29 protein-coding genes and 1 pseudogene are annotated in these 26452 nt (G+C 71.5%); 23 read left to right on the top strand and 7 right to left on the bottom strand.

Annotation, left to right across the window (positions count from 1 at the left end):
* The first annotated feature begins 27 nt into the window (after window positions 1–27).
* A complete protein-coding gene (locus KY493_RS09280; protein WP_219896076.1) occupies window positions 28–468 on the top strand; it encodes a MucR family transcriptional regulator in 441 nt (146 codons plus the stop codon).
* Window positions 469–582: 114 nt separating this feature from the next.
* Complete coding sequence (locus tag KY493_RS09275) at window positions 583–948, top strand: endonuclease domain-containing protein (RefSeq protein ID WP_219896075.1); 366 nt, start codon at window positions 583–585, stop codon at window positions 946–948.
* A 48-nt stretch (window positions 949–996) separates the two neighbouring features.
* Here KY493_RS09275 and KY493_RS09270 read toward each other — a convergent pair whose 3' ends face one another.
* The 6 genes from KY493_RS09270 to KY493_RS09245 all read right to left on the bottom strand — a co-directional run bounded on the left by KY493_RS09270 (window position 997) and on the right by KY493_RS09245 (window position 10306).
* A complete protein-coding gene (locus KY493_RS09270; RefSeq protein ID WP_219896074.1) occupies window positions 997–2106 on the bottom strand; it encodes a DUF2336 domain-containing protein in 1110 nt (369 codons plus the stop codon).
* Entirely contained in the window at window positions 2103–2999 is an 897-nt protein-coding gene (locus tag KY493_RS09265) for a hypothetical protein (protein ID WP_219896073.1), read from the bottom strand. Before KY493_RS09265 ends, KY493_RS09270 begins: the two co-directional genes overlap by 4 nt.
* A gap of 79 nt (window positions 3000–3078) precedes the next feature.
* Complete coding sequence (locus tag KY493_RS09260) at window positions 3079–4119, bottom strand: ABC transporter substrate-binding protein (RefSeq protein ID WP_219896072.1); 1041 nt, start codon at window positions 4117–4119, stop codon at window positions 3079–3081.
* A gap of 40 nt (window positions 4120–4159) precedes the next feature.
* A complete protein-coding gene (locus KY493_RS09255; RefSeq protein ID WP_219896071.1) occupies window positions 4160–5323 on the bottom strand; it encodes an energy transducer TonB in 1164 nt (387 codons plus the stop codon).
* Between the two features lie 78 nt (window positions 5324–5401).
* The gene (locus tag KY493_RS09250; RefSeq protein WP_255567846.1) at window positions 5402–7408 is read right to left on the bottom strand and encodes an ABC-F family ATP-binding cassette domain-containing protein; all 2007 of its coding nucleotides are present in this window, start codon (window positions 7406–7408) and stop codon (window positions 5402–5404) included.
* Window positions 7409–7432: 24 nt separating this feature from the next.
* On the bottom strand, window positions 7433–10306 hold the full coding sequence (locus KY493_RS09245; RefSeq protein ID WP_219896070.1) for a pitrilysin family protein: 2874 nt from the start codon (window positions 10304–10306) through the stop codon (window positions 7433–7435).
* 129 nt (window positions 10307–10435) lie between these two features.
* Between KY493_RS09245 and KY493_RS09240 the strand changes: the two genes are divergently transcribed.
* From KY493_RS09240 to KY493_RS09160, 17 genes and pseudogenes are all read left to right on the top strand, one after another.
* On the top strand, window positions 10436–10891 hold the full coding sequence (locus KY493_RS09240) for a YcgN family cysteine cluster protein (protein WP_219896069.1): 456 nt from the start codon (window positions 10436–10438) through the stop codon (window positions 10889–10891).
* Between the two features lie 115 nt (window positions 10892–11006).
* Entirely contained in the window at window positions 11007–11438 is a 432-nt protein-coding gene (locus KY493_RS09235; RefSeq protein ID WP_219896068.1) for a hypothetical protein, read from the top strand.
* A complete protein-coding gene (locus tag KY493_RS09230; RefSeq protein ID WP_255567845.1) occupies window positions 11392–12579 on the top strand; it encodes a DNA-packaging protein in 1188 nt (395 codons plus the stop codon). Before KY493_RS09235 ends, KY493_RS09230 begins: the two co-directional genes overlap by 47 nt.
* 169 nt (window positions 12580–12748) lie before the next feature.
* The gene (locus KY493_RS09225) at window positions 12749–13036 is read left to right on the top strand and encodes a hypothetical protein (RefSeq protein ID WP_219896066.1); all 288 of its coding nucleotides are present in this window, start codon (window positions 12749–12751) and stop codon (window positions 13034–13036) included.
* Entirely contained in the window at window positions 13036–13191 is a 156-nt protein-coding gene (locus KY493_RS09220) for a hypothetical protein (protein WP_219896065.1), read from the top strand. The genes KY493_RS09225 and KY493_RS09220 overlap by 1 nt, the downstream gene beginning before the upstream one ends.
* The gene (locus KY493_RS09215; protein ID WP_219896064.1) at window positions 13188–14357 is read left to right on the top strand and encodes a GDSL-type esterase/lipase family protein; all 1170 of its coding nucleotides are present in this window, start codon (window positions 13188–13190) and stop codon (window positions 14355–14357) included. Before KY493_RS09220 ends, KY493_RS09215 begins: the two co-directional genes overlap by 4 nt.
* A gap of 18 nt (window positions 14358–14375) precedes the next feature.
* Window positions 14376–15542 (top strand): phage portal protein, encoded by a 1167-nt coding sequence (locus KY493_RS09210; protein ID WP_219896063.1) that lies wholly within the window; start codon window positions 14376–14378, stop codon window positions 15540–15542.
* Window positions 15542–15766, top strand: a complete 225-nt coding sequence (locus KY493_RS09205) for a hypothetical protein (RefSeq protein WP_219896062.1) — start codon at window positions 15542–15544, stop codon at window positions 15764–15766. Before KY493_RS09210 ends, KY493_RS09205 begins: the two co-directional genes overlap by 1 nt.
* A complete protein-coding gene (locus KY493_RS09200; RefSeq protein WP_219896061.1) occupies window positions 15763–16173 on the top strand; it encodes an HK97 family phage prohead protease in 411 nt (136 codons plus the stop codon). The genes KY493_RS09205 and KY493_RS09200 overlap by 4 nt, the downstream gene beginning before the upstream one ends.
* A gap of 53 nt (window positions 16174–16226) precedes the next feature.
* Window positions 16227–17489 (top strand): phage major capsid protein, encoded by a 1263-nt coding sequence (locus tag KY493_RS09195; protein WP_219896060.1) that lies wholly within the window; start codon window positions 16227–16229, stop codon window positions 17487–17489.
* Window positions 17490–17677: 188 nt separating this feature from the next.
* A complete protein-coding gene (locus KY493_RS09190) occupies window positions 17678–17944 on the top strand; it encodes a head-tail connector protein (RefSeq protein ID WP_219896059.1) in 267 nt (88 codons plus the stop codon).
* Window positions 17941–18255, top strand: a complete 315-nt coding sequence (locus KY493_RS09185; protein WP_255567844.1) for a phage head-tail adapter protein — start codon at window positions 17941–17943, stop codon at window positions 18253–18255. The genes KY493_RS09190 and KY493_RS09185 overlap by 4 nt, the downstream gene beginning before the upstream one ends.
* On the top strand, window positions 18252–18683 hold the full coding sequence (locus tag KY493_RS09180; RefSeq protein ID WP_219896058.1) for a DUF3168 domain-containing protein: 432 nt from the start codon (window positions 18252–18254) through the stop codon (window positions 18681–18683). Before KY493_RS09185 ends, KY493_RS09180 begins: the two co-directional genes overlap by 4 nt.
* Entirely contained in the window at window positions 18684–19094 is a 411-nt protein-coding gene (locus KY493_RS09175) for a phage major tail protein, TP901-1 family (protein WP_219896057.1), read from the top strand.
* An 8-nt stretch (window positions 19095–19102) separates the two neighbouring features.
* A complete protein-coding gene (locus KY493_RS09170; protein ID WP_255567843.1) occupies window positions 19103–19393 on the top strand; it encodes a GTA-gp10 family protein in 291 nt (96 codons plus the stop codon).
* Window positions 19390–19566 carry a phage tail assembly chaperone gene (locus KY493_RS09165; RefSeq protein WP_255567842.1) on the top strand — a complete coding sequence of 59 codons (177 nt, stop codon included), beginning with the start codon at window positions 19390–19392 and terminating at the stop codon, window positions 19564–19566. Before KY493_RS09170 ends, KY493_RS09165 begins: the two co-directional genes overlap by 4 nt.
* Window positions 19559–20088, top strand: a pseudogene (locus KY493_RS09160) (phage tail tape measure protein). Before KY493_RS09165 ends, KY493_RS09160 begins: the two are co-directional and overlap by 8 nt.
* Before the next feature lie 42 nt (window positions 20089–20130).
* Here the strand turns inward: KY493_RS09160 and KY493_RS09155 are convergent.
* Complete coding sequence (locus tag KY493_RS09155) at window positions 20131–20838, bottom strand: DUF805 domain-containing protein (protein WP_219896056.1); 708 nt, start codon at window positions 20836–20838, stop codon at window positions 20131–20133.
* An 80-nt stretch (window positions 20839–20918) separates the two neighbouring features.
* Here KY493_RS09155 and KY493_RS09150 point away from each other — a divergent pair, with 80 nt between their 5' ends.
* From KY493_RS09150 to KY493_RS09135, 4 genes are all read left to right on the top strand, one after another.
* Window positions 20919–21527, top strand: coding sequence for a DUF2460 domain-containing protein (locus KY493_RS09150; RefSeq protein ID WP_219896055.1), 609 nt, complete (start codon window positions 20919–20921; stop codon window positions 21525–21527).
* Window positions 21528–21530: 3 nt separating this feature from the next.
* Window positions 21531–22178, top strand: a complete 648-nt coding sequence (locus tag KY493_RS09145; RefSeq protein WP_219896054.1) for a DUF2163 domain-containing protein — start codon at window positions 21531–21533, stop codon at window positions 22176–22178.
* 62 nt (window positions 22179–22240) lie between these two features.
* Complete coding sequence (locus tag KY493_RS09140) at window positions 22241–22675, top strand: NlpC/P60 family protein (protein ID WP_219896053.1); 435 nt, start codon at window positions 22241–22243, stop codon at window positions 22673–22675.
* A 6-nt stretch (window positions 22676–22681) separates the two neighbouring features.
* The gene (locus KY493_RS09135) at window positions 22682–26419 is read left to right on the top strand and encodes a glycoside hydrolase/phage tail family protein (RefSeq protein WP_219896052.1); all 3738 of its coding nucleotides are present in this window, start codon (window positions 22682–22684) and stop codon (window positions 26417–26419) included.
* The last annotated feature ends 33 nt before the right edge of the window (window positions 26420–26452 follow it).

The following is a 26452-nucleotide window of genomic DNA, read 5'->3' as shown; positions in this document are numbered from 1 at the left end:
TGCAACCTAACAGATGAGACGATCCGGATGGACGAAAAGCCCGAACTGCTCGAAATGACCGCCGACATCGTCTCGGCCTACGTCGGCAACAATACGGTATCGGCAGAGACGCTGCCGTCGCTGATCGCCAACATCCACGCCGCCCTGTCGCAGGTCACCACCGGCCCTGTAGAGCCGGAGCCCGAGCCCAAGGAACCGGCCGTGCCGATCCGCAAGTCGATCGCGCCCGATTACCTGATCTGCCTGGAAGACGGCCGCAAGTTCAAGTCGTTGAAGCGCCACCTGCGCACCAAATACGACATGAGCCCCGAGGAATACCGGACCAAGTGGGGCCTGGCCAAGGATTACCCCATGGTCGCCCCGAACTACGCCAAGGCCCGCTCGGACCTGGCCAAGCAGATGGGCCTGGGCCAAGGCGGCCGCAAACCCGCCCGCGCCGCGGCCGGCGCCGGTCGCGCGAAGAAGTAAGAAGCGGCAATCTAAACTCCTCCCCCATTGGGGGAGGGGGACCGCGCCCGGAGGGCGTGGTGGAGGGGGAATAGGCGCACTTGCCTGATCCGCAGGCTTACTTCATCTAACCTGATGGAAGCGCCCGCCCGCACAATCGCCCGCGCCAAGGACCTGCGCCGCGCGCTGACGCTGCCTGAAGTTCTCCTTTGGCAAGCGATCCGAGGCCGCCGCTTGGATGGCGTTCGATTCCGACGACAACATCCGTTCGGCCCTTTCATCGTGGACTTCTACTGTTCGGACGCTCGACTGGTGCTCGAGATCGACGGCTCGTCCCACGAGAACCCGAACCAAGCGCGGCATGATCTGAGAAGAGATGCCTGGCTGGCGGCGCAGGGTATCTCCGTGGTGCGCATCCCGGCGCGGGAGGTGTTGTCGGACCTGCCTGGGGTGCTGGATTTTATCCGGTTGCGTGCGGCGGGACCCCCTCCACCACGCTGACGCGCGGTCCCCCTCCCCCTGTGGGGGAGGAATGTTGGGGCAAGAGGCCTAAGCGGCCCCGGCGCCCCGCCGCAGCTTCCAGAAGCGCAGGGTGCGCAGTGCGGCTTCGCGGGTCAGGTCGCCGTACATGGAGGCGTAGCCGCGGGCGCGGGTCATGGCGTCGCGTTCGGTGTTCAGCAGCACAACCGCGTAGGTCAGGAACAGGGCGCGGTCGAGATCGGCGGCGCGGCAGACCACGGCCAGGGCGTCCAGCTCGCGACGCTCGATGATCTGGGCGGCGGTGTGGAAGTCCACGTCGGCCAGCTGAGCCAAGGCGATCACGAATGCGGTGCGGCCGTTGGAGCGCAGAAAGCGGGCCAGGGTCGGCGGCGTCAGCTGGCCGGCGGCCTTCAGCTCTTCCACATAGGCCAGGCTCTCGGCGTAGTCGGCGGGCAGGGCGCCGTCCTCGGCGGCGACGCGGACGCGGCCGGCGGTCAGGGCGCTTTCCAGCAGGGTCGGGTCCAGGCGGGCGTTCTGCTCCAGGATCTGCTGGCGCAGCCGGGCCTCGACCACGAAATACATCTCGTTCAACAGGTCGGCGGGCAGTCCGCGTCGCTCAACCGTCGAGGCGTGCAGCGCGGGATTGGCCTTGGCGCGCTCGACCGCCGTCTCGCTGGCGGCGCGCGACAGCTGGGCGCCGTCGTTGCGCAGCAGGGTTCCCAGCGTCTCGTCGTCGCCGTTCTCGACAATGGCGTCGGACACGGCCTCGGACACATGGGCGCGGCTGGACACCTCGCGCAGGTGGCCTTGTCCCTGGGACTGGACGACGTCGATCAGGTCCTGGTCTGTCAATACCGGCGAGGCGCGCAGCACCGGGCCTGCGACCTCCAGCTCGTCGCGGGCCAGGCGGCGGATCAGGCCGCGCGGGGCCTGGGAGGTCTCGGAGAAACGCTGCGCCAGCTCGGCGCGGACGGCCGTCTCCATCTCGGCGGCGAGGTCGGAGAGGATGGTGTCGTACAGCGCCGTCTCGGCGGCCGACCGGCTGGGCGCGCCAAAGAAGTGGTCGGTCAGTTCGCGCAGCAGCAGCCGGCGCTTGTCGCTGGAGGCCTCGCCGGCCAGGGCGATCAGGTCTGGCAGGCGCGAGCCGTCGACAACCGGTGCGATCAGGGTCTCGCTCATGAAGGATCGCCGCTCACGAGAGGCGCGGCCGGTTGCAGCTTGCCGGAGGCGTCGCGGCGCAGGGCAGGGGCCGGAGGCGCGGCGAGGTCGGTCGCAGAGTCTGACGGCGCGGTGGCCAGCTGGACCGGCATCGTATCCAGCCAGGCCGGCTCGGGCGCGGCGATGGCGTCGGGCCGCTGGCCGTGCTGGCGATGAACCGAATAGTAGCGCGCACCGGACGCCGAAGGATCGGCGGGGACCGGCGCCGTCCCGGACGCGACCGCGCCGGCCGGCGTCGGCCCAGGCGCGGCCTGGCGTTGCAGGCGGAAGATGGGCGCATCGCGGCGCGGGGCCATGGGATCGGCGGCGGCGGGCGCGGCGTCGACCGGCTGCGGCGTCGGTTCGGGGGGCGGACCGCTGGGGCCGGAGGGTTCCGCGACGGCCGCGGAGGCGACGACGCGGGGCGAGGCCGCCACGCGGCGCATGCGGGGCTGGGGCGCGGGGGGAACCTCGACCTCGGGCTCGACCTCAGGCTCTGGCGTGGGTTGTGGCGCAGGCGCGGGCGGCGGCGCAGGCGTAGGCTCAGGGGCGAAACGGCCGGTGATCGAGGCGCCCGGCGTGTAAAAGGCGCTGGCGGGCGTCAGGCCCTGGCGGGGCGACGCCTCCGCGCGCCTCATGGGCTGATCGAGGATCGGCGACGGGGCGGGCGGTACGAACGCGGCTGCGGGCGGGGACGAGGCCGCGACGCGCGCCGGCGCGGGCCGCAGCGCCTTTCCGGGCCAGGAGAGGTAGCGAAGTCCGGTCGCCTCGCCCGATGCGGGCGCGGTCTGGGCCGAGGCGGGCGCGGCGATCAGGGCGCTTGCAAGCACGCCGGCGACCGCAAGGGCCGAGGGTCGGGACGGGGCGTGGCGCACGACGGTTCTCTCTCCGCGCAGACGGGTCGAGACGCCGAACTAAACCGTCGCGCTTAATCCTGCGCTAACGGAGGAAAATTCAGCCGCGGCCGGGCAGATAGTTGTCGGTAAAGGCGTCGCGCCAGTCGAGGCCGGACGGCGCAAGGCCCGCCTGCGAGACCAGGTCAAAGAACGCCTGCCACCGCTCGGCCGTCATGGCGCCCAGGCCGTAAAGGGCGGCGTCGCCGCCGTCGACCAGGCCGTTGTCGCGCAGGGCCTCGCGCGCGGCCGTCAGGGCGGGCTCCGTCAGGTCCGGATTTCCGCGCCGGATCAGGGCGTCGGCGCTGGATGCGTCCCCGCGCATGTAGTCGCGCCAGCCCTCGGCCGTGGCGGCGATAAAGGAGCGGAGGGCTTCGGCGTTGTCCCGCGCGAAGGCGTTGGGCGCCAGCACCAGGCCGCCGTAGGCCGGATAGCCCTCCTCGGCCAGCAGAAGGGTGCGCGGCTCGAAGCCGCCGAGGCGCTGGATGCGATACGGATCGCTGGTGACCCGGCCGCCCAGAACTGCGTCGGGATCGTCCAGGAACGGCTGCAGATCGCCGGCGAACGGCTGAAGCGCTGTGTCGGCAAAGCCCGCGTTGGCCTTGAGCCAGGCCCAGGCGGGCGAAGTCGCGGCCTCGGCCAGCAGCACCGGCCGGTCGTCGAGATCGGACAGGCCGTCGAGGCCGGCCGTGTCGCGCACCATCAGGGCGGCCGGATCGCGCTGGAAAAAGGCGGCCACGGCGCGGACCGGCGCGCCCTCGGCCGCCAGCGCAAAGGCGGAGGCGCCGTCGGACGCCAGGCCCAGCTCGGCCGTGCCCCGCGCCAGCCGCTGGGCCACGTCGCCGGCGGACTCGCCCGCCACGATCTGGACGTTCAGGCCGCGCCGCTCGTAGGCGCCCGAGGCAAGCGCCGCATAGACGCCGCCGTGCCGCGCCTCGGCCGGGCCGTCGCTCGCCACGCGCAGGCGCACGCGCCCCTGTTCGTCCACCGGCGCCTCGACCCGCCGGCACCCGATCAGGCCGGCGGCGCCCAGCGCCAGGGCCGCGCCGCCGAGCAGGGCCTGCCGGCGATCCGCGAGGCGACGATTCCCGAAATGGCTCATGCCGCTGGTGTAGGCGGCGGGGGCGGCGGTGGAAAGGCGGTCAGCGTTCCGGGGTCTCGTCGAACGGGTCCTCGCTGAGGTCGGCGCCCATGCGGTAGTGCACCGGCTGGACGCAGCGAATGGCGGCTTCAAAGCCCGGCGTGGCGCGTCGCTGGCTGACAAGGCTCTGCGCCTCGCCAAAGGCGGCCGCCGGCTGGGCCTCCAGCACCGCCACATTGCCGATCTGGCCCCAGGAGGCGATGTCGAAACGCACCAGCGCCCAGCCTTCGATCCCGCGCGCGCGGAAGGCTGGCGGATAGGGCAGGTCGCGCACCGGAGACAGCCGGGCGGTGATCGCCTCGGGGCACTGCTGCAGCGGATCCTCCCGTTCCTCTTCCGGCGGGATGGGCGGCGCCGAGAGGTTCGGGCCGGTGCGGTAGAAGTTGTAGACGCAGCCGTTGGCCGGCTGACCCGGATGCAGGCGGCTGTCGCCCATGGCGCGACGGGCCTCCGTGTCGAACACCGCGTCGCCCGACGAGCCCAGCGTCTCCACATCGGTGTATCGGCCGGCGGCGTCGACGTTCCAGCGCACCACGGTCCAGGCGTAGCCGCCGGGCGGCGGGCGCTGGCCGAGCTCGAAGTCGGGATGGCTGGTGGTTTGCGGGCGCCGGCGGGGCCGATCCGGGACCATGCAGTTGGCGCCGGGTCCGGCCAGGCGACGCGCCACAGCGTCGCGCAAGGGGCCGCGGTCGCGAGTGACCGCATAGTAGCGCATCAGCAGCGACGGCGAAGCCTCCTCGATCCGTGTGGGACGATAGGTGATGGTCAGGCGGCAGTCGCTTCGCGCCCCGCCGTCGAAGCGCCAGGCGGCGAGATTGGCCTGGACCGTCACGCCGCGCGTAGCGGTTGCATAGTTGTAGGACGAACCGGCCATCCCATCCGGGCGGATGTCACGCGTGCGGCCGTCCGCGGCCACCGCGAACCGAAAGACGCTCGTCTGAGGCCCTTCCAGTGTTTCCGAAGCGGACGCGGGCGGCAGGTCCTCGCGATAGGCGGGCTGAACGGGCGTGTCGCCGCAGGTGGTCTCGGCGACCGGGTCCAGCAGAATCGAGGCGGGCGACGATGGCGCTGGCCCATGCGTCAACACAAGCGGTGGCGGCAAGACCTGTGCAAGGCTCGGGGACGCCGCCCCCGTGATCGCCGTGATGATCGCGATGGTCCGCACCCGCCGCTCCCGTCTCCAGTGCTGAAACCGCAGCTTGGAGCGAAGCCGGCGGACTTGTCCACCACGGTTGCGCGACGGTCAGACGGACAGGGCGGCCTTTTTCTCTTCCAGTTCCAGCCACTCCATCTCGGCGGCGTCGAGGTCGGCGCGGGCCTTGGCGGCGGCGGTCATGGCGCGGTCAAAGGCCTTGGGATCGCGGCTGTAGAGGTCGGGGTCCGCCAGGGTCGCGTCGTGGCGGGCGATGTCGGCGGGGAGGGTCTCGATCAGGCGTTCGAGCTCTTCGAGACGGCGGGCGTCCTTGTAGGTGAGCTTCTTCGGAGCGGTCGGCGGGGGCGCGCTGACGGACGGTGCGGCGGGTTTCCTGTCGCCACTCGTCACCCGCCCCTCGCCACTCAGGAAGCCGGGATTCTGGCGCACGAACTCGGTCCAGCCGCCGGGGGTCTCGACGATGTCGCCGCGGCCGTTGAGGGCGAGGGTGGAGGTGGCCAGACGGTCGATGAAGTCGCGATCGTGCGACACCAGGATCAGGGTGCCGTCGTAGCTCTCCAGCAGCTCCTCCAGCTTGTCCAGCGTGTCCATGTCCAGGTCATTGGTGGGTTCGTCGAGGACCAGCAGGTTGGCGGGCTTGGCCAGGGCGCGGGCCAGCAAGAGGCGGTTGCGCTCTCCGCCCGACAGGGTCGAGATCGGCTGGCGCAGCTGGGCCTCGGAGAACAGGAAGTCCTTGGCGTAAGCGGCGACGTGCATCGAGCGGCCGCGCACCAGGATGCTGTCGCCGCCGCCGGGCGTCAGCGCGTCCCACAGGGTCATGTCCGACTTCAGCCCCTCGCGCGACTGGTCGAGATAGACGGGCTCGAGGTTGGCGCCCATGCGGACGGAGCCCTCGTCGGGGGCGAGTTCGCCCAGCAGCACGCGCACCAGGGTGGTCTTGCCCGCGCCGTTGGGGCCGACGATGCCCAGCCGGTCGCCGCGGATGATGCGGGTGGTGAGGTTCTTGAAGAGGGTGCGATGCGAAGCGAGTGGCGAGTGGCGAGTAGCGAGTGGCGAGGTTGACACGTCCTGATCGTCGGCTTGGGTCTGCGCGGCGGTTTCACTCGCCACTCGCCACTCGCCACCCGCCACTGTCCCGAACCCCTTCGACACCCCCTTGATGTCGGCGACCAGCTTGCCGGAGAGGGCGCCGGAATCGACGCCCAGGTTCAGCTCGCGCGGCAGGTCCTTGACCCGCTCGGCGCGGTCGGCGCGCATGGCCATGAGGGCGCGGGCGCGGCCCTCGTTGCGGGTGCGCTGGGCGGTGATGGAGCGGTAAAAGGTGTAGGTCTCGGCCTCGATCTTCTTGGTGAGGCGGCGCAGGGACTCGGCCTCTTCCTCCATGACCTTGGCGGACCAGTCGTCGAACTCGATGAAGCCCTTGTTCAGGGTGCGGACACGGCGGCCCTCCAGCCAGTGAACGGTGTCGGTGACGCGGTTCAAGAAGGCGCGGTCGTGGCTGACCACCAGCACGGCGAAGCGGGCCTGGATCAGCTCGTTTTCCAGCAGCTCGATGGCCAGGATGTCGAGGTGGTTGGTGGGTTCGTCCAGCAGAAGCAGGTCGGGCTCTTCGGCAAAGGCCTTGGCGAGCGCGGCGCGGCGGGTCTCGCCGCCGGACAGGCCTTGGGTGGACTTGGCCGGGTCGAGGCCGAAGGTGGTCAGCCAGGCCTCGGCGGTCCAGGATTCGGCCTCGCCCGAGGCGGCGTAGTCCAGCAGGGTCCACTCTTTTGTCGCCCTATCGCTGGCGCTACTTGAGGGCGGGCTGAGATCCGGCTCCTGCGGCACATAGGCGAAGCGGACGGCGGACTGGACCGAGCGATCGCCGCTGTCCGGCTCGATCAGGCCCATGACCACCTTCATCAGGGTGGACTTGCCGGCGCCGTTGCGGCCGACCAGGGCGGCGCGACTGCGCGGCTCGATCGCCAGGTCGACGCCGTCGAACAGCGGGCGGGGCCCGTCCTGGAGACGGACGTCCTTGAGGGCGACGAGGGGAGGTCTGGACGAGGTCTTGGCTGCCATGCGGGGCGGCATATAGACCGCCGCCCCGCATGACGCCATGGCGCAAGCCTGTAGGGCGGGCGCCTACTGCAGGCCGAGGTCGGCGCGCGACAGGTCCAGATCGGCGGCGGGGACCACCACCAGGTCGGGATGCCGGGCGCGCAGGGCGTCGATGAAGACCTTGGAGTCGCCGGCCACCACCACATAGGCGCGGTCGGACGAGACATACTGGCGGGCCGCGGCCTGCAGCGTCTCGGGCGTCACGGCCGCGATCTTCTGCGGATAGGTGGCGACGTCGTCGACCGGCAGGCCGTATTCGACCGCGTCCGACAGGAAGCCGCCCAGGCCCGCCGTGGTCTCGATCTGGCGGGCGAAACCGCCGTTCAGATAGGTCGAGCGGCGGGTCGCAGCGTCCGTCGCCACGGCCTCCGAGCCCAGGCGGTCGAACTCGGCCAGGATCAGGTCCACGACCTCGGCGGCGCTTTCGTTCTTGGTCTGGGTGGAGGCGGTGACGAGGTCGGCCGAGGCGCCCGAACCGAGGCTGGAATAGGCGCCGTAGGACAGGCCGCGCTTGGCCCGCACCTCCTGGAACAGGCGACCGTTGGAGCCGCCGCCCATGACCGCGTTGGCGACGGCCAGGCGATACCAGTCGTCGCTGGTGCGCAGCGGCGCAGGCACGGCGGCGGCCACGGCGGCCTGGCCCGAGCCGGGCAGATCGACCACCACCACGCGCGGGGTCGGCAGGGCTGCGGGCGCCGCCGCCTGAGCGTTCGCGGGCAAGGGCGTCGAGGGCTTGGCCCAGCCGCCCAGCAGGCGCTCGGCGTAGGCGAAGCCTTCCTCAGGGCTCATGCCGCCGGTGATGATCAGGGCGGCGTTGTCCGGACGCCAGCGCGCCTGGTGCAGGGCGGCGATCTCTTCGCGGGTGACGGCGTTCAAGGAGGCGGGGGTGCCGCGCGCGGGCGCGCCATAGCCGCCCTCGCCAAAGGCCGTGCGGCGCAGGGCCGCGGCGGCGAGGGGGCCGGGCTGGCGCAACTCGACCCGCAGGCCGTCGATGGACTGTTTGCGCAGGCGCTCGAGCTCTTCGGGGGCGAAGGTCGGGGCGGTGACGATGTCGCGGAACACCGCGCCCGCGGCGTCGGCCGAAGCGACGGGGGCGGATAGCACCAGCGAGGTGCTGTCGCGGCCGGCGCCCGAGCCGGTGCTGGCGCCCAGCGCCTCCAGCGTGCGGGCGATCTCGGTCGAGGAACGGCCGCCGGCGCCCTGACCGGCCAGGGCCACGGTCATGGCCGACAGGCCCGAGCGGTCGGCCGGGTCGGCGGCCGAGCCGCCGCGCGTCACCAGTTGGGCGTTCATGATCGGCAGGTCGGTGGACTTGGCGACCACCACACGCAGGCCGTTGGGCAGGGTGCGCTCTGCGATTACGGGCGGACGAGCCTGGACCGGGGCGGACGGCGCGGGCGCGGCCTGGCGCTGCCCTTCCGGCGCCAGTTCGTTGGGAGCGTTCAGCGCGGGCGGCACGGAGATGAACTCGGGCAGCGGTGCGGGATTGGCCCAGGCGTCGGCCTGACCCGCCGGGCGCTGGCTCTCGTCCAGATAGCGGATGGAGACGCGGCCCTGGTCGCCCAGGTACTGTCGGGCGACGCGCTGGACATCGGCTGTGGTGACGGCGCGGACGGCGGCGAGGTCGGTGTCCGCCGCACGGGGGTCGTTCTGGCCGACCAAGGCCTGGCCGAGCAGAAAGGCGCGTCCCGAGGCGGTTTCGCGGCTGCGCAGGGCGGAGGCGAGGATTTCGGTCTTGACCTCGGCCAGTTCGGCCTCGGTCACGGGCGTGTCGCGGATGCGGGCCAGTTCGGCGTTCAGCGCGGCCTCGGCCTGGTCAGGGGTCTTGCCGTCGGCGACGATGACCTGGGCGACGATCGAGCCGCCCTCTTCCTGGGCGCCGCTGTAGAGGCCGGCGCTGGCGGCGACCTGCTGCTGATAGACCAGCGACTGGTAGAGGCGCGAGGATTCGCCGCTGGACAGGACGCCGGCCAGAACCTCGATCGCCGCGGCGTCGGGACTGTTGGCGGGCACGCCCTGCCAGACGGCGGCGACGGCCGGCAGCGGCACGTTGGGCGCATAGGCGACGATGGAACGCGGCTCGGTACGACGCACCTCGGGCGGGCGCGTCATCTGCGGCACGGGCCGGTCGGTCGGGGCGGTGATGGGCGCGAAATACTGATCCACCCAGCGATCCAGCTGGGCCGGATCGAAGTTTCCGGACACGATCAGGGTCGCGGTGGAGGGACGATAGTAGGCTTCGTGGAAGGCGCGGGCGTCCTCGATCGTGGCGCTGTCCAGGTCCTCGATCGAGCCGATGGTCGGGCGGCGATAGATGTGGGCGTCGTAAGAGTTGTCGCCGATCACGAAACGCTGGAGCCGGCCGTAGGGAGGGGCCAGCACGCGCTGGCGCAGCTCTTCCTTGACGATGTCGCGCTCGGCCTTGAACACGGCCTCGTCCACCACCGGGCGGGCCATGCGCTCGGCGTGGGTCCAGAGCATGGTCTCGAGGTACTGGGGCGGGACGGTCTCATAGTAGTTGGTGAAGTCGGCGCCGGTGGAGGCGTTGCGGGTCCCGCCGACGTCCTCGGTCAGGGCGTTCATGGTGCCCAGCGGCATGTTGATCGTCTTGCGCGACAGGATGTGCTCGAACAGGTGCGCAAAGCCCGAGCGGCCGGCCGGGTCGTTCTTTGCGCCCACGTCGTACCAGACCTGGACCGTCACCGTGCCGGCGGCCGGATCGGGCATGGCGTAGACGTTCAGCCCGTTGGACAGGGTGCGGTGGGTGAACTGGAGCGGCGCCGGCGTCAGGGCGTCCAGCGACGGCGGCGCAGGGGTCTGAGACGCGACCTGGGCCAGCGTCGGGCTGGCGAGGGTCAGTGACAGGACGGAGGCGGACAGCAGGGCGAGGCGCTTCATGGATCGGGCTTCCGGCGGCGGGTTGAGCTGAGAGTGACCGTAGCAGGCGGACCGCGCGTGTGAAGATTACGATGCGGTAATGCGCCAAACGCCGCGACTTCGCCGGGATCGGACGCTAAGGGACGGAACATGCAGCCCTTCTGGCGAACCAAGACCCTGGACGAGATGTCGCCCGCCGAGTGGGAGAGCCTGTGCGACGGGTGCGGCCTGTGCTGCGTGATCCGGTTCGAGGACGAGGACACCGGCGAGGTGATCCCGACGCGGGTGCACTGCAAGCTGTTCGACCCCACCGTCTGCGCCTGCTCGGACTATGCGAACCGCAAGGCGCATGTGCCGGACTGCATCAAGCTGACGCCCGGCAACATCGAGGCGCTGGAGTGGATGCCGAAGTCCTGCGGCTATCGCCGTATCCACGAGGGGCGGGATCTGGCGTCGTGGCATCCTCTGGTCTCGGGCGACCCGAACACGGTGCATACGGCCGGCGTGTCGGTGAAGGACCAGACGATCTCGGAACTGGCGCTGGCAGAGCCCGAGGACGCGCTGGATTTCGAGGCGCCGGAGTGGGCGGTCGAGCGCGGCTGCTGACCATCCCGCGCCCGCCAGCGCAATGACGCTGGTGGAAGCTGAATATCGTCAAGGGGTTGAGCTTTTCTCGCGGCGATCTGCGCGCCTGGGGACGCTGGTCCGGTATGTTCTGGGCATGGCGGGAAAAGGGGACAGGGCGGGGGCGGCGGACGACGGCGCCGGGTGGCTGGGCGAGCTGTTCGGCCTGCTGAAGGCGGTGGTGGACGAGGGCGTCGAGGTGCTGGTCGCCGAAGACAAACCCGCCAACACGGCCGAGGTCGAAAAACGGATGCGGACCGTGGGCGTGATCGCGCGCACGGCCAAGTTCGTCGATGACCTGCGCCGCCGCGCCTGCGCCGCCTCTCCACGCGAAGACGAGGACGAGATGAACGGTGGACACGACGACCCCGAGCGAGACGAGCGGCTGCGGGCCGAGCTCGTCAAGCGATATGATCAGCTCGAAGGGATACTTGAACAGAAGCGAGCCGCAGCAGCTGAGCGGGCCGCGGCTCGAGCTCGCCTTGAGGAGAGCGGGTCTGCTGAACCATCAGGTAGCGCCGCAAGGTGACGATTGGCGGACCTGGCTGCTGCTCGGCGGGCGAGGGTCGGGCAAGACCTTTGCGGGATCGTGGTGGATCGACCATCTGGCGCGAAAGACGCCGAGGACCTTTGCCCTGGTAGGGCCGGCGCTGCACGACGTGCGCGAGGTTATGGTGGAGGGGGCCTCCGGGCTGAAGAGCTTTGGCGTGGCGGGCGATCGGCCTCGGTGGGAGGCGGGTCGCCGCAGGCTGGTGTGGAAGAACGGCTCGGCAGCCTACGCCTTTTCGGCAGAAGACCCGGACAGCCTGAGAGGGCCGCAGTTCCATGCGGCCTGGGCCGACGAGTTCTGCGCCTGGCGCCAGCCGGAGCTGGTGCTGTCGAACCTGCGGTTCGGGCTGCGGCTGGGGACCGAGCCCCGGCTGGCGGTGACGACGACGCCTCGTCCCACGGCGGCCTTGCGGCGGCTGATGGCCGAGGCGGGGCTGGTGCTGGATCGCGGAGCGACGGGGCTGAACGCGAAGAACCTGGCGCCCGGGTTCCTGGAGCATCTGAAGACGCTGTACGGCGGCACGCGGCTGGAGGCGCAGGAGATGGAGGGGGTGCTGGTCGAAAGCGACGGCGCCCTGTTCAGGATCGAGGACTTGAAGCGGGCGCGGGGCGCGCGGCCGGCGGAACTGGAGCGGACGGTGGTGGCGGTCGATCCGCCGGCCACGGCGGGCGGCGACGCCTGCGGCATCGTGGTGGCGGGGCGCAGGGACGAGCGGGTCTTTGTGCTGGCCGACCGGACGGCGAGGGGGCTGAGCCCGCTGGGCTGGGCGCGGGAGGTCGTGCGGGCGGTTCGAGAGTTCGAGGCCGATGCGGTGATCGCCGAGGGCAACCAGGGCGGGGACATGGTGCGCAACGTGCTGGTCCAGGCGGGCTGTCTGGTCGAGGTGAAGATGGTGCACGCCAGCCGGTCCAAGTCGGCGCGGGCCGAGCCGGTGGCGGCGCTGTATGAACAGGGTCGGGTGGTGCACTGCGGGGCGTTTCCACAGCTGGAGGAAGAGCTGATGGCGCTGGGGGCGGCAGACAACGGGGCGAGCCCGGACCGGGCGGATGCGCTGGTCTGGGCGGTAACGGCGCTGATGCTGAATGGGCGTAGGCCCGGGCCGAGGATACGGGTGCTGTGACGGATTGTCCTCCCTGTCGCGCAGCGATGGGGAGGTGGATCGTCGGCGTGAGCCGGCGAGACGGAGGGGCTCTGAGCGGCGGAGGAGAACCCCTCCGTCACGGCGCTCCGCGCCGCGCCACCTCCCCATGGAATGGGGAGGAGAGATTGTAAAAAAAGGAGACAAAACGATGCCGGCGATCGCGGATCGAGACGGGCTGCTGAATCATGGGCGGAGCGCGGGCGGGCCGGCGCGGAGGGCGCGGGCGGTGACGCCGGACGATGGGGCGGATCTGCCTGTGTATGCAAAGGCGCTGTACCTGGGCGTCGCGGGATCGGTGCGGGTGCTGACGGTGGATGCGGCGGACGGGGAGGCGGTGGTCTTCGCCAATCATCCGGCGGGGTATCTGCCGGTGCAGGTGCGTCGGGTGCTGGCGACGGGGACGAGCGCCGGGCAGATCGTGGCGCTGTTCGACTGATGATCGAGCTGGATGCGATGGGCGCGGCGCCAGGCGGGGTGCTGGCCGCGAGCGGCGTAGTCGAGGCGCCGGAGGGCTTCGCGGTGGTGACCCACGACGGGCGGATCGTGACCGATGATCAAGGGCGCATGGTGGTGACGGAGGCGCGGGCATGAGCGGGTTCGTGACGTTGAGGGACGCGGGCGCGGCCTTTCGCGACGAGGTGGAGGCGAGGCGGCGGCGGCTGGTGGCGGGGCGCGGCGTGCTGTTGAGGAACGGCCTGTCGGACGGAGCAGCGACCCAGGCGACCTATCGTCAGCGGATCACCGTGGGCGCCGAGGACGCGCTGGACGTGGGGCTGGTTTACGCCAACTGGCGCATGCCCAACGGGGCGAACGAGGCGGCGGGGCCGAACGCGATCACAATCCGGGCGGCGATCGAACATCCGGCCGGGACGATGACGCCGGTCTTCTTTGGCGGGCGGCGCGAGGTCGTGCTGGAGCCGGGGGCGCAGGCGGCGAGCGATGCGGGCGCGGGCGTCTCGATCCCGGCGGGAGCGCAGGCCTGGGTGCGGACCCATGTGTCGGCGGCGAGCGGCGGCCGGTGGCCGCTGGGCGTGACCACGGTCCCGGGCGACGGCGAGGGCAGCAACCTGTCGGGCGGCGGGGCGGACCTGACCACCAGCGGGACGGTGCCGACCGCGTTCGCCTATGGCTACGGGCCGCTGGCGATCACCGGACTGACGGCCACGGCGCAGAGGGCGATCGTCGTGCTGGGCGACAGCATCGCCTCGGGCCAGGCGGACAATCCGGCCAACGACTTGGGCTTTGTGGTGCGGGCGGTGGGCGGCCGGTATGGCTGGTCGAGCCTGGCCATGCCGGCCGAGCAGGCGGGGCAGATCGTGAGCGGCGGCGGACGGCGCATGGCGCTGGCCGCACAGCATGCGACGACGGCGGTGTGCAATCACGGGATCAACGACCTGGTGATCGGCCGCACGGCGGCGCAGGTGCAGGCGAGTCTGCTGGCCCTGTGGAAGGGGCTGGCCGGACGGGGGCTGGAGGTGTTCCACACCACGCTGACGCCGCGCACGACGTCGAGCGATGGCTGGGCGACGCTGGGCGGGCAGACGCCTTACGCCAACGAGGCCGAGCGGCAGGCGATCAACAGCTGGCTGAGATCGGCGCCGTCGCCGCATCTGACGGGCGTGTTCGACGTGGCGGCGGTGCTGGAAGACGGCGTCAGCGGGCGCTGGAAGGCGCCGGCGGAAGGGGCGCTGACCGGCGACGGGCTGCATCCGAGGCCCGCCGGCTATGCGCTGATGGCGGCGGCGGTCTCGCTTTAACAAACCAGGGAGGTGGGGATGAAGGGGATCCGCTGGCCGTTCGGTCAGGCGGCGCAGGCGTCTGCGCCCGAAAGCAAGGCAAGCGCCGCCGGGCCGCTGATCGCCTTTTCGCACGTGGGGCGGGCGCGGTGGACGCCGCGCGACTATCGCTCGCTGGCGACGGAGGGGTTCGCCCGGAACGCCGTGGCCTATCGTTGCGTGCGGATGATCGCGGAGGCGGCGGCCTCGGCGCCGTTCCAGGTGTTCGTGGACGGGGCGCGGGACAATGCGCATCCGCTGGCGCGGCTGCTGGCCAAGCCCAATCCCGAACAGTCGGGTGCGGAGCTGATGGAGGCGCTGTACGGCGCCCTGCAGGTGGCGGGGAACGCCTATCTGGAGGCGACCGGGGGCGACGACGGCCCGCCGGAGGAGCTGTGGAGCCTCCGGCCCGATCGGATGACGGTGGTTCCGGGACCGCAGGGCTGGCCCCAGGCGTGGGAGTATGCGGTGGACGGGCGCAAGGTCAGGATCGCGCGCCGCGCCGACGGCTGGGCGCCGGTCATGCAGCTGAAGCTGTTTCACCCGACGGACGACTGGTACGGCTTCTCGCCGCTGGAGGCGGCGGCCTTCGCCATCGACGTGCACAATGCGTCGGGCGCCTGGAACAAGGCGCTGCTCGACAATGCGGCGAGGCCCAGCGGGGCGCTGGTCTATGGCGCGCGCGACGGAGAGCGGCTGACGGCCGAGCAGTTCGAGGCGCTGAAGGCGCAGCTGGCGGACGGTCACACGGGGGCGGCCAACGCGGGACGGCCGCTGCTGCTGGAAGGCGGCATGGACTGGAAGGCGATGAGCCTGAGCCCGTCCGAGATGGACTTCATCGCCGGCAAGCATGCGGCGGCGCGGGAGATCGCCCTGGCGTTCGGGGTTCCGCCGCAGCTGCTGGGCATCCCGGGGGACGCGACCTACGCCAACTATCGCGAGGCCAATGCGGCCTTCTGGCGGGGGACGGTGATCCCGCTGGTTCGCAAGGCGGCGGGCGCGCTGTCCGGATGGCTGGGGCAGCGGTTCCCCGGATGCGTGGTCGAGCCGGACCTGGAGGCGGTTCCGGCGCTGCAGCCCGAGCGAGACGCGCTGTGGGCGCGGCTGAACGCGGCGACCTTTCTGACCGAGGAGGAGCGCCGGCGGATGGCGGGGGTGGGGACGTGATGGATGAGTGGAAACGGGTTCCGCCGGCGGTGGTGGCGGCCCTGATCGTGCAGACGGCGGCGGGCCTGATCTGGGCCGGCGGGGCGGCGGCGCGGATCGGGGCGCTGGAGGCGCGCATGGGCGAGCAGCGGCTGGTGGCCGAACGTCTGGTGCGGCTGGAGGAGCAGGGCGTCGCCACCCGCGCGGCCGTGGAGCGGATCGAACAGCGGCTGGAGCGGCGATGAGTGGGCCGCTGGTGATCGAGGGCTATGCATCGTTGTGGGGCGTGGCCGATTTGAACGGCGACGTGGTGCAGCGGGACGCCTTTCGCGACAGCCTGACGAGGAGCGGCGCGGGCGGCGTGCGGATGCTGCACGGTCATGACGGGGCGGCGGTGGTCGGCGTCTGGGACGAGGTGGAGGAGGACGAGCGGGGCCTGCGCGTGCGCGGCCGCATCGAGCCCTGGTCCGCCGCAGCCCGGATGGCGGCGGCGCTGGCGAGAGCGGGCGCGCTGGACGGGCTGTCGATCGGATACCGCACCGCAAGGGCGCGGCGGGACGGACGGCTGCGGGTGCTGAGCGGGGTCGAGCTGTGGGAGGTGTCGCTGGTGACCTTCCCCATGCTGCCGGGGGCGCGGTTCCGCCTCGCCTGACAAAGGTCATGCGCCGTTTGGGCGCGGACGAAGTTTTCTAAACCGGAGACATCATGAAAGAGACCAAACAGGCCCCGGCGGGTTCGCCGGAGGCGCGCCTTGTGGTGGGCGAGATGCTGGCGGCGTTTGAGGCGTTCAAGGACGCCAACGACCAGAGGCTGGCGGCCATCGAACGGAAGGCGGCGGACGGGCTGCTGGAGGAAAAGGTCGCTCGCATCGACCAGGCGGTGAGCCAGGCGCAGGCGCGGCTGGAGCGGATCGGGGCGGAGGCGCGACGGCCGATGCTGGGCGGCGTTGGTGATGGGTCTGGCAACCCCTCCACCGCTTCGCGGTCCCCCTCCCCATTCCATGGGGAGGAGAAGTCCGCGTGGGACGGCTATCTGAAGACGGGAACGGCGCCGCAGGTGCTGGAGGTCAAGGCGGGGCTGTCGGGCGGCGCGTCGTCCGGCGGCTATGTGGTTCCGCCCGAGACCGAGCGGGCAATCGAGCGCAGGCTGATGGCGGCCAGTCCGATGCGCGAGATCGCGACGGTGCGGACCGTGGCGTCCGGCCTGTTCCGCAAGCCGGTGTCGACGGCGGGCGTGGCGTCGGGCTGGGTGGCCGAGACGGCGGCGCGGCCGGAGACGGACCCGGCGACGCTGGCGCTGCTCGAGTTCCCGGCGGCGGACCTTTACGCCAATCCGGCGGCGACGCAGGCGTTGCTGGACGACGCCATGCTGGACCTGGACGAATGGCTGGCGGCCGAGGTGGAGGACGCCTTCGCCGCGCAGGAGACGCAGGCCTTCGTGGGCGGCGACGGCGTGAACAAGCCTCGCGGGTTCCTGAGCTATTCGACCGTGGCGGACGCGACGGCGGGCTGGGGCCAGATCGGCTATGTGGCGTCGGGGGCAGCGGGGGGATTCTCGTCCGGGAGCCCGGCGGACCGGCTGATCGACCTGGTCTATGCGCCAAAGGCCCAGTACCGGCCGAACGGCCGGTTCGTGATGAACCGCCGGACGGTGTCGGCCATCCGCAAGTTCAAGGACGCGGACGGCGCCTATATCTGGCAGCCGGCGGCGCGGCTGGGGGAGACGGCGTCCTTGCTGGGCTATCCGGTGACGGAGATCGAGACGGTGCCGGACGTGGCGGCGAACAGCCTGTCCATCGCCTTCGGCGATTTCCAGCGCGGCTATCTGATCGTCGACCGGGCCGGGGTGCGGGTGCTGAGGGACCCATATTCAGCCAAGCCCTATGTGCTGTTCTACACCACCAAGCGGGTCGGCGGCGGGGTGCAGAACTTTGACGCCATCAAGGTGATGAAGTTCGCCGCCTCGTAGAGGCGGGTGACAGGCGACCATCTCTCCTCCCCATCGGAGATGGGGAGGTGGATCGGCGGCGGAGCCGTCGAGACGGAGGGGTTCCGGGTGGCGGACAGAACCCCTCCACCACTTCGTGGTCCTCCTCCCCATCGCAAAGCGATGGGGAGGAGAAGGCCGTGTTTCTTCCTGACAACTGGAGGCGTTCAATGACCGCACCCGTCGCCCTGATGGAGGCGAAGCTGTTTCTGCGCGTGGAGCACACGGCGGAGGACGGGCTGATCGCCACCCTGATCGAGGCCGCGCGGGCGAGGGTGGAGGGGGATGTGGGGCTGAGCCTGACGTCCACCTCGCCCGCGCCGCTGAGGCTGGCGATCCTGATGCTGGCCTTACGGGCCTACGAGCGCGGCGAGAGCGACATGCCGATCGGGCCGGTGGAGGCCTGGGTCGCGCCCTATCGCGTGGTGCGGCTGTGAGCGCGGGGATGCGGGTGCTGGCGGGGCTGCTCGAGGCGGTGGAGGCGGAGACGCCCTATGGCGGGCGCAGCGTGACGTTCGAGGCCCTGGGCTCGGCTTGGCTGAAATGCGGGGCGCGCAGGCGGCGCGAGCGGGCGGACGGCGATGCGGGACCACGCGGGGTGGAGACGCTGAGCGCGGAGACGCGGGCCGATCCCCGTTTGATCGAAGCACGGGTGCTGCGGTTAGGCGGCGCGGACTGGCGAATCGTCGGGGTGGACGGCGAGCGGCGGCCGGGGCGCGTGACGCTGGATCTGGAGCGGATGCGATGAGCGACCATGAAGGCGCGCTGCAGCGGGCGCTGATCGAGCGGCTGCGGAGCGACACGGGGATCAGGGCGGTGCTGGGAGATCCGGCAAGGGTCTGGGACCAGCCGCCCGGCGCCAACCTCGATCATGGGGGCTTTCCGAGGCTGCTGGTGGGAAGGGGCGAGAGCCGCCCGGTGGCGGCGGACGGGTGCGGCATCGAGCATCGGCTGACGCTGACGGCGGTGTCGCGGTTTCCCGGATTGGAAGAGGCGAGACGGATCGCGGGGGCGGTGCGGGCGGCGCTGGAGGATGCGGTGCTGGAGGCGGACGGGGTGCGGACCGTCAGCGTGGCCGTGGTGTTCAGCGACGTGTTCCGGACCGGCGACTGGAGGCGGACGCAGGCGGTGCTGCGGGTGCGGGCGGTGACCGAAGATATCAGGGAGAACGAGTAGATGGCGGCGCAACGCGGCAAGGACATTCTGTTGAAGATCGAGGGCGCCGGCGGCGCTTTCACCACGGTGGCGGGGCTGAGAGCGCGGACGATCTCGCTGAACGCGCGCACGGTGGATGCGACGGACGGGGACAGCGCCGGGCGCTGGCGCGAGCTGCTGGCGGGCGCGGGGGTCAAGTCGGCGGCGGTGTCGGGGCAGGGCATATTCCGCGACGCGGCGTCGGATGCGCTGATCCGCGAAGCCTTCTTCGAACAGGCGGCCAGAATCTGGCGGCTGATCGTGCCGGACTTCGGGGTGCTGGAGGGACCGTTCCTGGTCTCGGCGCTGGAATATGCGGGCGAGCACGAGGGGGAGGCGACGTTCGCCATCAGCCTGGCCAGCGCGGGCGCGATCGGGTTCTCAAGCCTGTGAGCGGCGGCGTGAACGGGGCGCGTGGGGAGGTGCGGGTCATGCTGGCGGGGCACGAGCGGCGATTGTGCCTGACACTGGGTGCGCTGGCCGAGATCGAGACGGCGCTGGGCGTGGACGGGTTGGAGGCCGTGGCCGAGCGGATGCGGCGGTTGTCGGCGCGAGACCTGCTGGCGGTGCTGGAGGCCTTGCTGCGCGGCGGGGGCGAGGATGAGGCGGCGGTGGGCCTGAGCCGGGCCGAGGTCGATCCGCGCGAGGCGGCGCACGGGGTGGCGCGCGCGTTCGCGGCCTGCGCCGGATGAAGACCCCATGGGCTGGGATGATGCGGGCGGCGGCGATGATGGGGGTGGGGCCGGACGCCTTTTGGCGGCTGTCGCTGAAGGAATGGCGGATGCTGACGGCGCGGGCGGAGGCGGGCGCGCCGTTGGGACGTGGCGAGATGAGCCTGATGATGGAGCGGTGGCCGGATGAGTGATGCGTGGAAGCCCGACGGGCTGGAGGTCCTGCCGCTGCAGGCGGCGGAAGCGGCGGCGGCGCTGGAGGCGCTGAAAGGACCGGCGCAGGAGGCGGCGGACGCCATCGACCAGGCGTTCGGTCGCGCGGGCGAGAGCCTGGTCCGATCGCTGAGCCGGGCGGCGGCGGACGGGGAGGTGACGCTGGCGGAGCTGGCGCGCGCGGTGCTGGGCGCGGTGAACATGGCGGGGGGGTCGGGACGCGGCGGGCTGGGCGATGCGATCGCGCAGGCCGTTGGCGGCATGTTTGGCGGCGCGCGGGCGGACGGCGGGCCGGTGCTGGCGGGCGGCGCCTATCTGGTCGGCGAGCGCGGGCCGGAGGTGTTCCGGCCGGCGCAGGGCGGAATGGTGGAGCCGTCCGGCGGGGGGGCGTGACCGTCAATGTGCGGGTGGACGGCGGCGCCCCGGCCCTGCTGAGGTCCGAGGCGCAGATCGCGCAGATGCTGGCGCGCGCGGTGAGCGTGGGCGCGCGGCGGGCATTCTAAGGCGCTATCGCCTTGCGCACGGCGCTAGGCTGCTTGAGCGTTTCAGAGCGCCTTGGGGTTCGGGCCGAAGCGGTTCTCGCCGGGCTGGCTGTCCGTCAGGCCGATCCACAGCAGGAAGGCGAAGCCGATAAGGGCGGCGACGGCGAAGGCGCCCAGCGCAGGGCCGAACATGGCGAAGGCCGCGACGGGGTTCTCGAAATCGCCGTCCGAGCCGCCGCCCATCATTGCGCCCAGGCCGAAGAAGATGATGCCGACGATGAACATGGCCACGGCCACGACGAAGGGAACCAGCGCCAGCCAGCCGGTGCGGCCCATGTCGTGCAGGCGCTTCACCGTGATGGCCACGTTCGGCCAGATCAGCGCCAGGCTGATCAGGACGCCGATCAGCGGCAGCCAGCCGGCGACCACGTTGGCGCCCAGCAGGATCAGCCAGGCCATCCAGAAGTGCGAGCGGCGAATGCGGCCTTCGAAGGACAGCATCAGGGTCTTCCAGTCAACGGCGGACACGTCGGGCAGGCCGGCCGAGCCTGCGGTCGCATAGGCCGGCTGGGCGGATGCGGTCTGCGCGCTGGCCAGGATGACGATGTCGCGGGCGTCGGCGCCGTCGGCGACGAAGTCGACGCGGACGCCAGGGGCGGGCACGGCGGGCGTCTGGAGCGCGGACGAGGTGAAGCCGTAGCGCTGGCCGTCGTCGCCGCTGATCAGACCGCCGCCCGCGGCCGCGTCATAGCTGAGAATCTCGCCGCGCATGTCGTGTTCGCCCCTCGTGGAAGCTTGAGCATGGCGGAACGGCGCAACGCGAACAAGTGAAACTGAAGACAGGAAGCACCATGAGCTTTCACGAGGTGCGCCTGCCGGCGCGGCTAGCGTTCGGATCGAGCGGCGGGATCGAGCGGCGGACGGAGGTGGTGACGCTGGCGTCCGGGTACGAGCGCCGATCGAGCCCGTGGGCGCAGGGGCGCAGACGCTATCTGATCGGGGCCAACCTGCGCACGCTGGACGACATGGCGGCGCTGACGGCGTTCTTCGAGGCGCGGCGCGGGCGGCTGTATGGATTCCGGTTCCGCGACTTCGCCGACTTCAAGTCCTGTGCGCCGAGCGGAACGCCAGCGGCGACGGACCAGCGGATCGGCACCGGCGACGGCGTCCGGCGGACATGGGAGCTGACCAAGGCCTATGGCGAGGTGCGCCGGCCGATCCGCAAACCCGTCGAGGGTTCGGCGACGGTGGCGGTGAATGGAGCCGTGGTGGAGGCGGCGTTCGATGCGATCACCGGCGTGGTGACACTGGCCGAGCCGGCGGCGGGCGGTGCGGCCGTGACGGCGGGATTCCTGTTCGACACGCCGGTCCGGTTCGATGCCGATCGGATCGAGGCGTCGCTGGAAAGCTTCGACGCCGGGCGAATGGCGGCCGTGCCGCTGATCGAAGTGCGGGTCTGAACCATGCGGAACGTGCCGGACGAAATGGCCGCCCGCATGGCGAGCGGGGCGGCGACGCTGTGTCATGTCTGGCTGCTGAGACGGCGGGACGGCGTACGGCTTGGGTTCACCGATCATGATTGCGATCTGACGGTGGACGGCGTGCGCTGTCGGGCGGAGAGCGGCTGGACGGCGGGGGCGGCGGAAAGCGCCGTCGGCCTGGCGGCGGGCGCGGCCTCGGCTGCGGGCGCGCTGGACGACGCGGCGATCACGGAAGAGGCGATTGCGGCCGGCGCCTTTGACGAGGCGGCGGTCGAGTTGTGGCGCGTGGACTGGGAGCGGCCTGACCTGCGGGTGCGGCTGTGGACGGCGAGCCTGACCCGCATCCGACGCGAGGGCGAGCGGTTCACGGCGGACCTGGAAGGGCCGCTGGGCATGCTGGAGCGGGTGGTCGGGCGGACCTATGGCCGGATGTGCGATGCGCGGCTGGGAGATGGGCGGTGCGGAATCGCGGCGGAGGCGGGCGCAACCTGCGACGGGCGCTGGGCGACCTGCGTCGGCGTGTTCGGCAATGGAGTGAACTTTCGCGGATTCCCGGATGTGCCGGGCGACGACTTCCTGGTGGCGCATGCGGCGACGAGCGGGCGGCGGGACGGGGGGAGCCGGCGATGAGAGGCGTGGTCTTGCCCCCTCCTCCGCGCGATGCGCGGTCCCCCTCCCCCAAGGGGGGAGGAATGCAGGTGGTGGAGGCGGCGCGAGGATGGCTGGGCACGCCCTATCGACATGGCGCCAGCGTGAAGGGCGCAGGCGCGGATTGCCTGGGGCTGGTGCGCGGGGTGTGGCGCGAGGTGGTGGGGGAGGAGCCTGAAGCCCTGCCGCCGTACCGCGCCGATTGGGCCGAGGTCGGGTGCGAAGAGACGCTGCTGGAGGCGGCGCGGCGGTGGCTGGTCGAGGTTCCGGTCGAGGCGATGCGGCCCGGCGATGTGCTGCTGTTCCGCATGAGCCCGGAGGCGATGGTCAAGCACTGCGCGATCCTGAGCGACGCGGCGGGGCCGGAGCCTCGGATCATCCACGCCTACTGGGGGCGGGCGGTGGTGGAGAGCTGGATGGGCGTCTGGTGGCGCAGGCGGCTGGCGGCGGTGTTTCGCTGGCCTGGATGGGAGGGCTGACAAGACATGGCGCAGGTGGTGCTGGGCGGGATCGGCGGGGCGGTTGGGGGCGGGATCGGCCGGGTCCTGGGGGCGACGCTTGGTCGGATGGCGGACGGGGCGCTGCTGGGCGCCTTGTCGCCGGCGCGGCAGGTGGGGCCTCGGCTGGACGGGCTGAAGATCCAGGGCGCGGCGGAGGGCGCGCCGATACCCTGCGTGTTCGGACGGGCGCGGGTCGCGGGGCAGGTGATCTGGGCCGCGCGGTTCCAGGAACGCCGCACCGAGCAGCGTGGCGGCAAGGGCGGGCCGAAGACGGTCGACTACGACTATTCGCTGAGCTTTGCGGTGGCGCTGGGCGAGGGGCCGATCGACGGGATCGGGCGCATCTGGGCGGACGGCCAGCCGATGGAGACGGCGGGGATCGCCATGCGTCTGCATCGCGGAACGGAGGACCAGCAGCCGGACCCGCTGATCGAGGCGGTGGAAGGCGGGGCGCCGGCGTATCGAGGCACGGCCTATGTGGTGTTCGAGGACCTGCCGCTGACAGCCTATGGCGACCGGCCGCCGCAGCTGAGTTTCGAGGTGTTCCGTCGGCCGGTAGGGAGCGGGGCGAGGCTGGAGGATCGGCTGGAGGGCGTGTGCCTGATCCCCGGCGCGGGCGAGTTCGCGCTGGCGACAGACGTCGTGCTGCGGCGCGAGGGGCTGACGCGGACCAAGCCGGAGAATGTGCACGCGGGCGAGGGACGGGCGGACCTGTTGGTGTCCCTGGATCAGTTGCAGGCGCAGGCTCCGAACCTGAAGCGGGTCAGCCTGGTGGTCGGCTGGTTCGGCGACGATCTGCGGGCCGGCCACTGCCGAGTGCGGCCGGGGGTGGAGCGCCGGGACAAGCCGACGGAGCCGCTGAGGTGGTCGGTCGCGGGGCTGGAACGGGGCGACGCCTATCTAATCTCGGAGGTGGACGGCCGGCCGGCCTATGGCGGGACGCCATCAGACGACAGCGTGCGGCAGGCGATCCGCGAGCTCAAGGCGCGGGGGCTGGAGGTGACGCTGTATCCGTTCGTCTTCATGGACGTGCCGGGGGATAATGCGCTGCCCGATCCGTATGGCGGCGCACGGCAGGCGCCGCACCCCTGGCGCGGGCGGGTGCGAGGCGAGGACGGGCCGCAGGCGACGGCGCAGGTGGCGGCCCTGTTCGGCGACGAGGACGGCTGGGGCTTGCGCTGGATGGCGCTGCACTACGCGCGGATCGCACGGGAGGAAGGCGCGGACGGGCTGCTGATCGGCTCGGAGATGCGCGGGCTGACGTGGACGCGGGATCAGGCGGGCGGCTATCCGGCGGTGGCGCAATACCGCACCCTGGCGGCCGAGTGCCGGGCCGTGGTCGGGCCGGATGTGAAGCTGTCCTATGCGGCGGATTGGTCCGAGTATTTCGGGCATCAGCCGGGGACGGGGGACGTGATCTTTCACCTCGATCCGCTGTGGGCGAATCCGAACATCGATCATGTATCGATCGACTGGTATCCGCCGCTGAGCGACTGGCGCGAGGGCGACGGCGGGGTGGACGGGGCGCTGTACGGCGGCGCAAGCGATCAGGCCTATCTGGCGGCGAACGTGGCGGGCGGCGAGAATTTCGACTGGTTCTACGGCGGGGAGGCCGAGCGTGCGGCTCAGATCCGGACGCCGATCCGCGACACGGCGCACGGCGAGGACTGGCTGTTCCGGCCCAAGGACCTGAAGGGCTGGTGGTCGAATGCGCACCATGATCGGCCGGGCGGCGCGCGAAAGGCGACGCCGACCGCCTGGATCCCGGGCATGAAGCCGGTGCGGCTGTCGGAGTTCGGCTGCGCGGCGGTGGACAGGGGCGGCAATGCGCCCAACCTGTTTCAGGACCCCAAGAGTTCGGAAGGCCGGCTTCCGCCGCACTCGAGCGGCGCGAGAGACGACGCGGTGCAGCGGGCGGCGCTGGAGGCGGTGCTGGCGCACTATGCGGCGCTCGAGAACAATCCGGTTTCTTCGGTCTATGGCGGCCGGATGCTGGAGGGGGCGAACGCCTGGTGCTGGGATGCGCGACCCTATCCGGCCTTTCCGGCGAGGGCGGATGTCTGGGCGGACGCGGGCGCCTGGCGCAGCGGGCACTGGTTGAACGGACGGCTGACGGGCGACGCGCGGGACCTGATCGCGGCGGTGCTGAGGCGCGGGGGCGTGGGCGAGGACGGCTTTGTCGTGGAGGGCGTGGAGGGTGCGGCGGCGGGCTATGTGATCGACCGGCCGATGCGGACCCGAGACGCTCTGGGACCGCTGCTGACTGCCTTCGATGCCGTGGCGGCGGAGAGGGGCGGCAGAATCGCCGTGATCGGACGGTCGGGCGAGGTTCTGGACGTGGCTCGCGACGACCTGGCGCTGGAGGAAGAGGGCGCGCCGGATGTGGCGGAGCGGTCGCTGGAACGGCGGCCCGGCACGGCGCGGGTGCGGTTCATCGACGAGACGGCGGACTATCAGACAGGCGCGGTGACGGTGCGCTCGGACGAGGTGGAGGACGACGGCGGGCTGGATGTGGATCTGCCGGTGGCCTGCGGCAGCGGACTGGCGACACGGGCGGCGAGGCGACTGTTGGAGGGAGAAGGCGAGGAGGCGCTGACGCTGGCGGCCGGGCCGGAGTTGGCCTTGCGGGTCGAGCCCGGTGATGCGGTGAGGGTGGAAGGACGCGGCGGCCTGTGGCGGGTCGAGCAGGCGGCGATGGACGAGACGCCGCGGTTGCGCCTGCGACCGCTGCGGGAGGCGCTGGTGCTGGACCCGGAAGAGGATTGGCGGAGCGGGGGCGAGGCGGAGGCGCCCGGCGCGCCTTTGTTGCGGCTGCTGGATCTGCCGCCGCTGTCGGGGGCGGAAGATGACGACCGGCCGCTGGTGGCGCTGGCGGCCGAGCCGTGGCGGCCGATGAGCCTGCATATGGGGGCGACGCCCGACAGCCTGACGGTGCGCGCGGCGGTGGAGACGCCCGCGACCGTGGGGGTGTTGCTCGCGCCGTTGGAGCCCGGTCTCACCGACGGCTGGGACGAGGTCAATGCGCTGGAGATGAAGCTCGAAGGCCAGGCGCCGTCGAGCGCGTCCGAGGCGGCGGTGCTGGGCGGAGCCAACGTCATCGCAGTGGAATGTGCGGGCGGAGGCTGGGAGTTGCTGCAGTTCCGCCAAGCCGAGATGACCGGCGCCGACAACTGGCGGCTGAGCGGCCTGCGTCGCGCGCAGCAGGGGACGGATGTGGACATGGCGACGGGTGCGACTGAAGGGGCGCTGGCGGTGTTCATGGGCGCAGGGTTGCCTCGGGTGGACATCGGACGGAGCGAACGGGGGCTGCCGCTGCTCTGCCGAGCCGGACCGCGGGGTGCGCCGCCGGGCGGCGACCGGTTTGCGCAGACCATCTTTACGCCGCAGGGCGTCTACTATCGGCCGTGGTCGCCGATGGGATTGGCGGCGGAGAAGAGCGAGAGCGGCGCCCTGGCGTTGCGATGGACGCCGCGTGCGCGGCTGCCCGGCGCCGGATGGAACGCCGAGGGCGAGCTTGACGCAAGACGCTATCGCATCCGCGTGCTGGATGGGGAACGCGTCTTGCGGGCAGCCGAGGTCGAGGTGGAGGCTTTCGCCTATGCGGTCGAGGCCATCGCGGAAGACTTTCCCGGCGGGATCGGCGCCAGCGCCCTGATGGCTGTGGCGCAGTGGGGCGAAGGCTATGGATGGGGCGCGGAGGCGCGCATCTTTATCGGCGGATAGGCGGCGCGGGTCTTTCGGGCGCGGCGGGCATGG

The organism is Brevundimonas sp. PAMC22021 (assembly GCF_019443405.1).
In the GTDB taxonomy this organism is placed as follows: domain Bacteria; phylum Pseudomonadota; class Alphaproteobacteria; order Caulobacterales; family Caulobacteraceae; genus Brevundimonas.
Note: the sequence above shows the minus strand (reverse complement) of the source record. Positions and strands in the feature narration are given on the sequence as shown.

Coding starts and splice junctions, on each gene's coding strand:
- KY493_RS09280 (WP_219896076.1), top strand. CDS start 28: ATGGACGAAAAGCCCGAACTGCTCGAAATGACCGCCGACATCGTCTCG.
- KY493_RS09275 (WP_219896075.1), top strand. CDS start 583: ATGGAAGCGCCCGCCCGCACAATCGCCCGCGCCAAGGACCTGCGCCGC.
- KY493_RS09270 (WP_219896074.1), bottom strand. CDS start 2,106: ATGAGCGAGACCCTGATCGCACCGGTTGTCGACGGCTCGCGCCTGCCA.
- KY493_RS09260 (WP_219896072.1), bottom strand. CDS start 4,119: ATGAGCCATTTCGGGAATCGTCGCCTCGCGGATCGCCGGCAGGCCCTG.
- KY493_RS09250 (WP_255567846.1), bottom strand. CDS start 7,408: ATGGCGTCATGCGGGGCGGCGGTCTATATGCCGCCCCGCATGGCAGCC.
- KY493_RS09245 (WP_219896070.1), bottom strand. CDS start 10,306: ATGAAGCGCCTCGCCCTGCTGTCCGCCTCCGTCCTGTCACTGACCCTC.
- KY493_RS09240 (WP_219896069.1), top strand. CDS start 10,436: ATGCAGCCCTTCTGGCGAACCAAGACCCTGGACGAGATGTCGCCCGCC.
- KY493_RS09235 (WP_219896068.1), top strand. CDS start 11,007: ATGGCGGGAAAAGGGGACAGGGCGGGGGCGGCGGACGACGGCGCCGGG.
- KY493_RS09225 (WP_219896066.1), top strand. CDS start 12,749: ATGCCGGCGATCGCGGATCGAGACGGGCTGCTGAATCATGGGCGGAGC.
- KY493_RS09220 (WP_219896065.1), top strand. CDS start 13,036: ATGATCGAGCTGGATGCGATGGGCGCGGCGCCAGGCGGGGTGCTGGCC.
- KY493_RS09215 (WP_219896064.1), top strand. CDS start 13,188: ATGAGCGGGTTCGTGACGTTGAGGGACGCGGGCGCGGCCTTTCGCGAC.
- KY493_RS09210 (WP_219896063.1), top strand. CDS start 14,376: ATGAAGGGGATCCGCTGGCCGTTCGGTCAGGCGGCGCAGGCGTCTGCG.
- KY493_RS09205 (WP_219896062.1), top strand. CDS start 15,542: ATGGATGAGTGGAAACGGGTTCCGCCGGCGGTGGTGGCGGCCCTGATC.
- KY493_RS09200 (WP_219896061.1), top strand. CDS start 15,763: ATGAGTGGGCCGCTGGTGATCGAGGGCTATGCATCGTTGTGGGGCGTG.
- KY493_RS09195 (WP_219896060.1), top strand. CDS start 16,227: ATGAAAGAGACCAAACAGGCCCCGGCGGGTTCGCCGGAGGCGCGCCTT.
- KY493_RS09190 (WP_219896059.1), top strand. CDS start 17,678: ATGACCGCACCCGTCGCCCTGATGGAGGCGAAGCTGTTTCTGCGCGTG.
- KY493_RS09180 (WP_219896058.1), top strand. CDS start 18,252: ATGAGCGACCATGAAGGCGCGCTGCAGCGGGCGCTGATCGAGCGGCTG.
- KY493_RS09175 (WP_219896057.1), top strand. CDS start 18,684: ATGGCGGCGCAACGCGGCAAGGACATTCTGTTGAAGATCGAGGGCGCC.
- KY493_RS09165 (WP_255567842.1), top strand. CDS start 19,390: ATGAAGACCCCATGGGCTGGGATGATGCGGGCGGCGGCGATGATGGGG.
- KY493_RS09155 (WP_219896056.1), bottom strand. CDS start 20,838: ATGCGCGGCGAGATTCTCAGCTATGACGCGGCCGCGGGCGGCGGTCTG.
- KY493_RS09150 (WP_219896055.1), top strand. CDS start 20,919: ATGAGCTTTCACGAGGTGCGCCTGCCGGCGCGGCTAGCGTTCGGATCG.
- KY493_RS09145 (WP_219896054.1), top strand. CDS start 21,531: ATGCGGAACGTGCCGGACGAAATGGCCGCCCGCATGGCGAGCGGGGCG.
- KY493_RS09140 (WP_219896053.1), top strand. CDS start 22,241: ATGCAGGTGGTGGAGGCGGCGCGAGGATGGCTGGGCACGCCCTATCGA.
- KY493_RS09135 (WP_219896052.1), top strand. CDS start 22,682: ATGGCGCAGGTGGTGCTGGGCGGGATCGGCGGGGCGGTTGGGGGCGGG.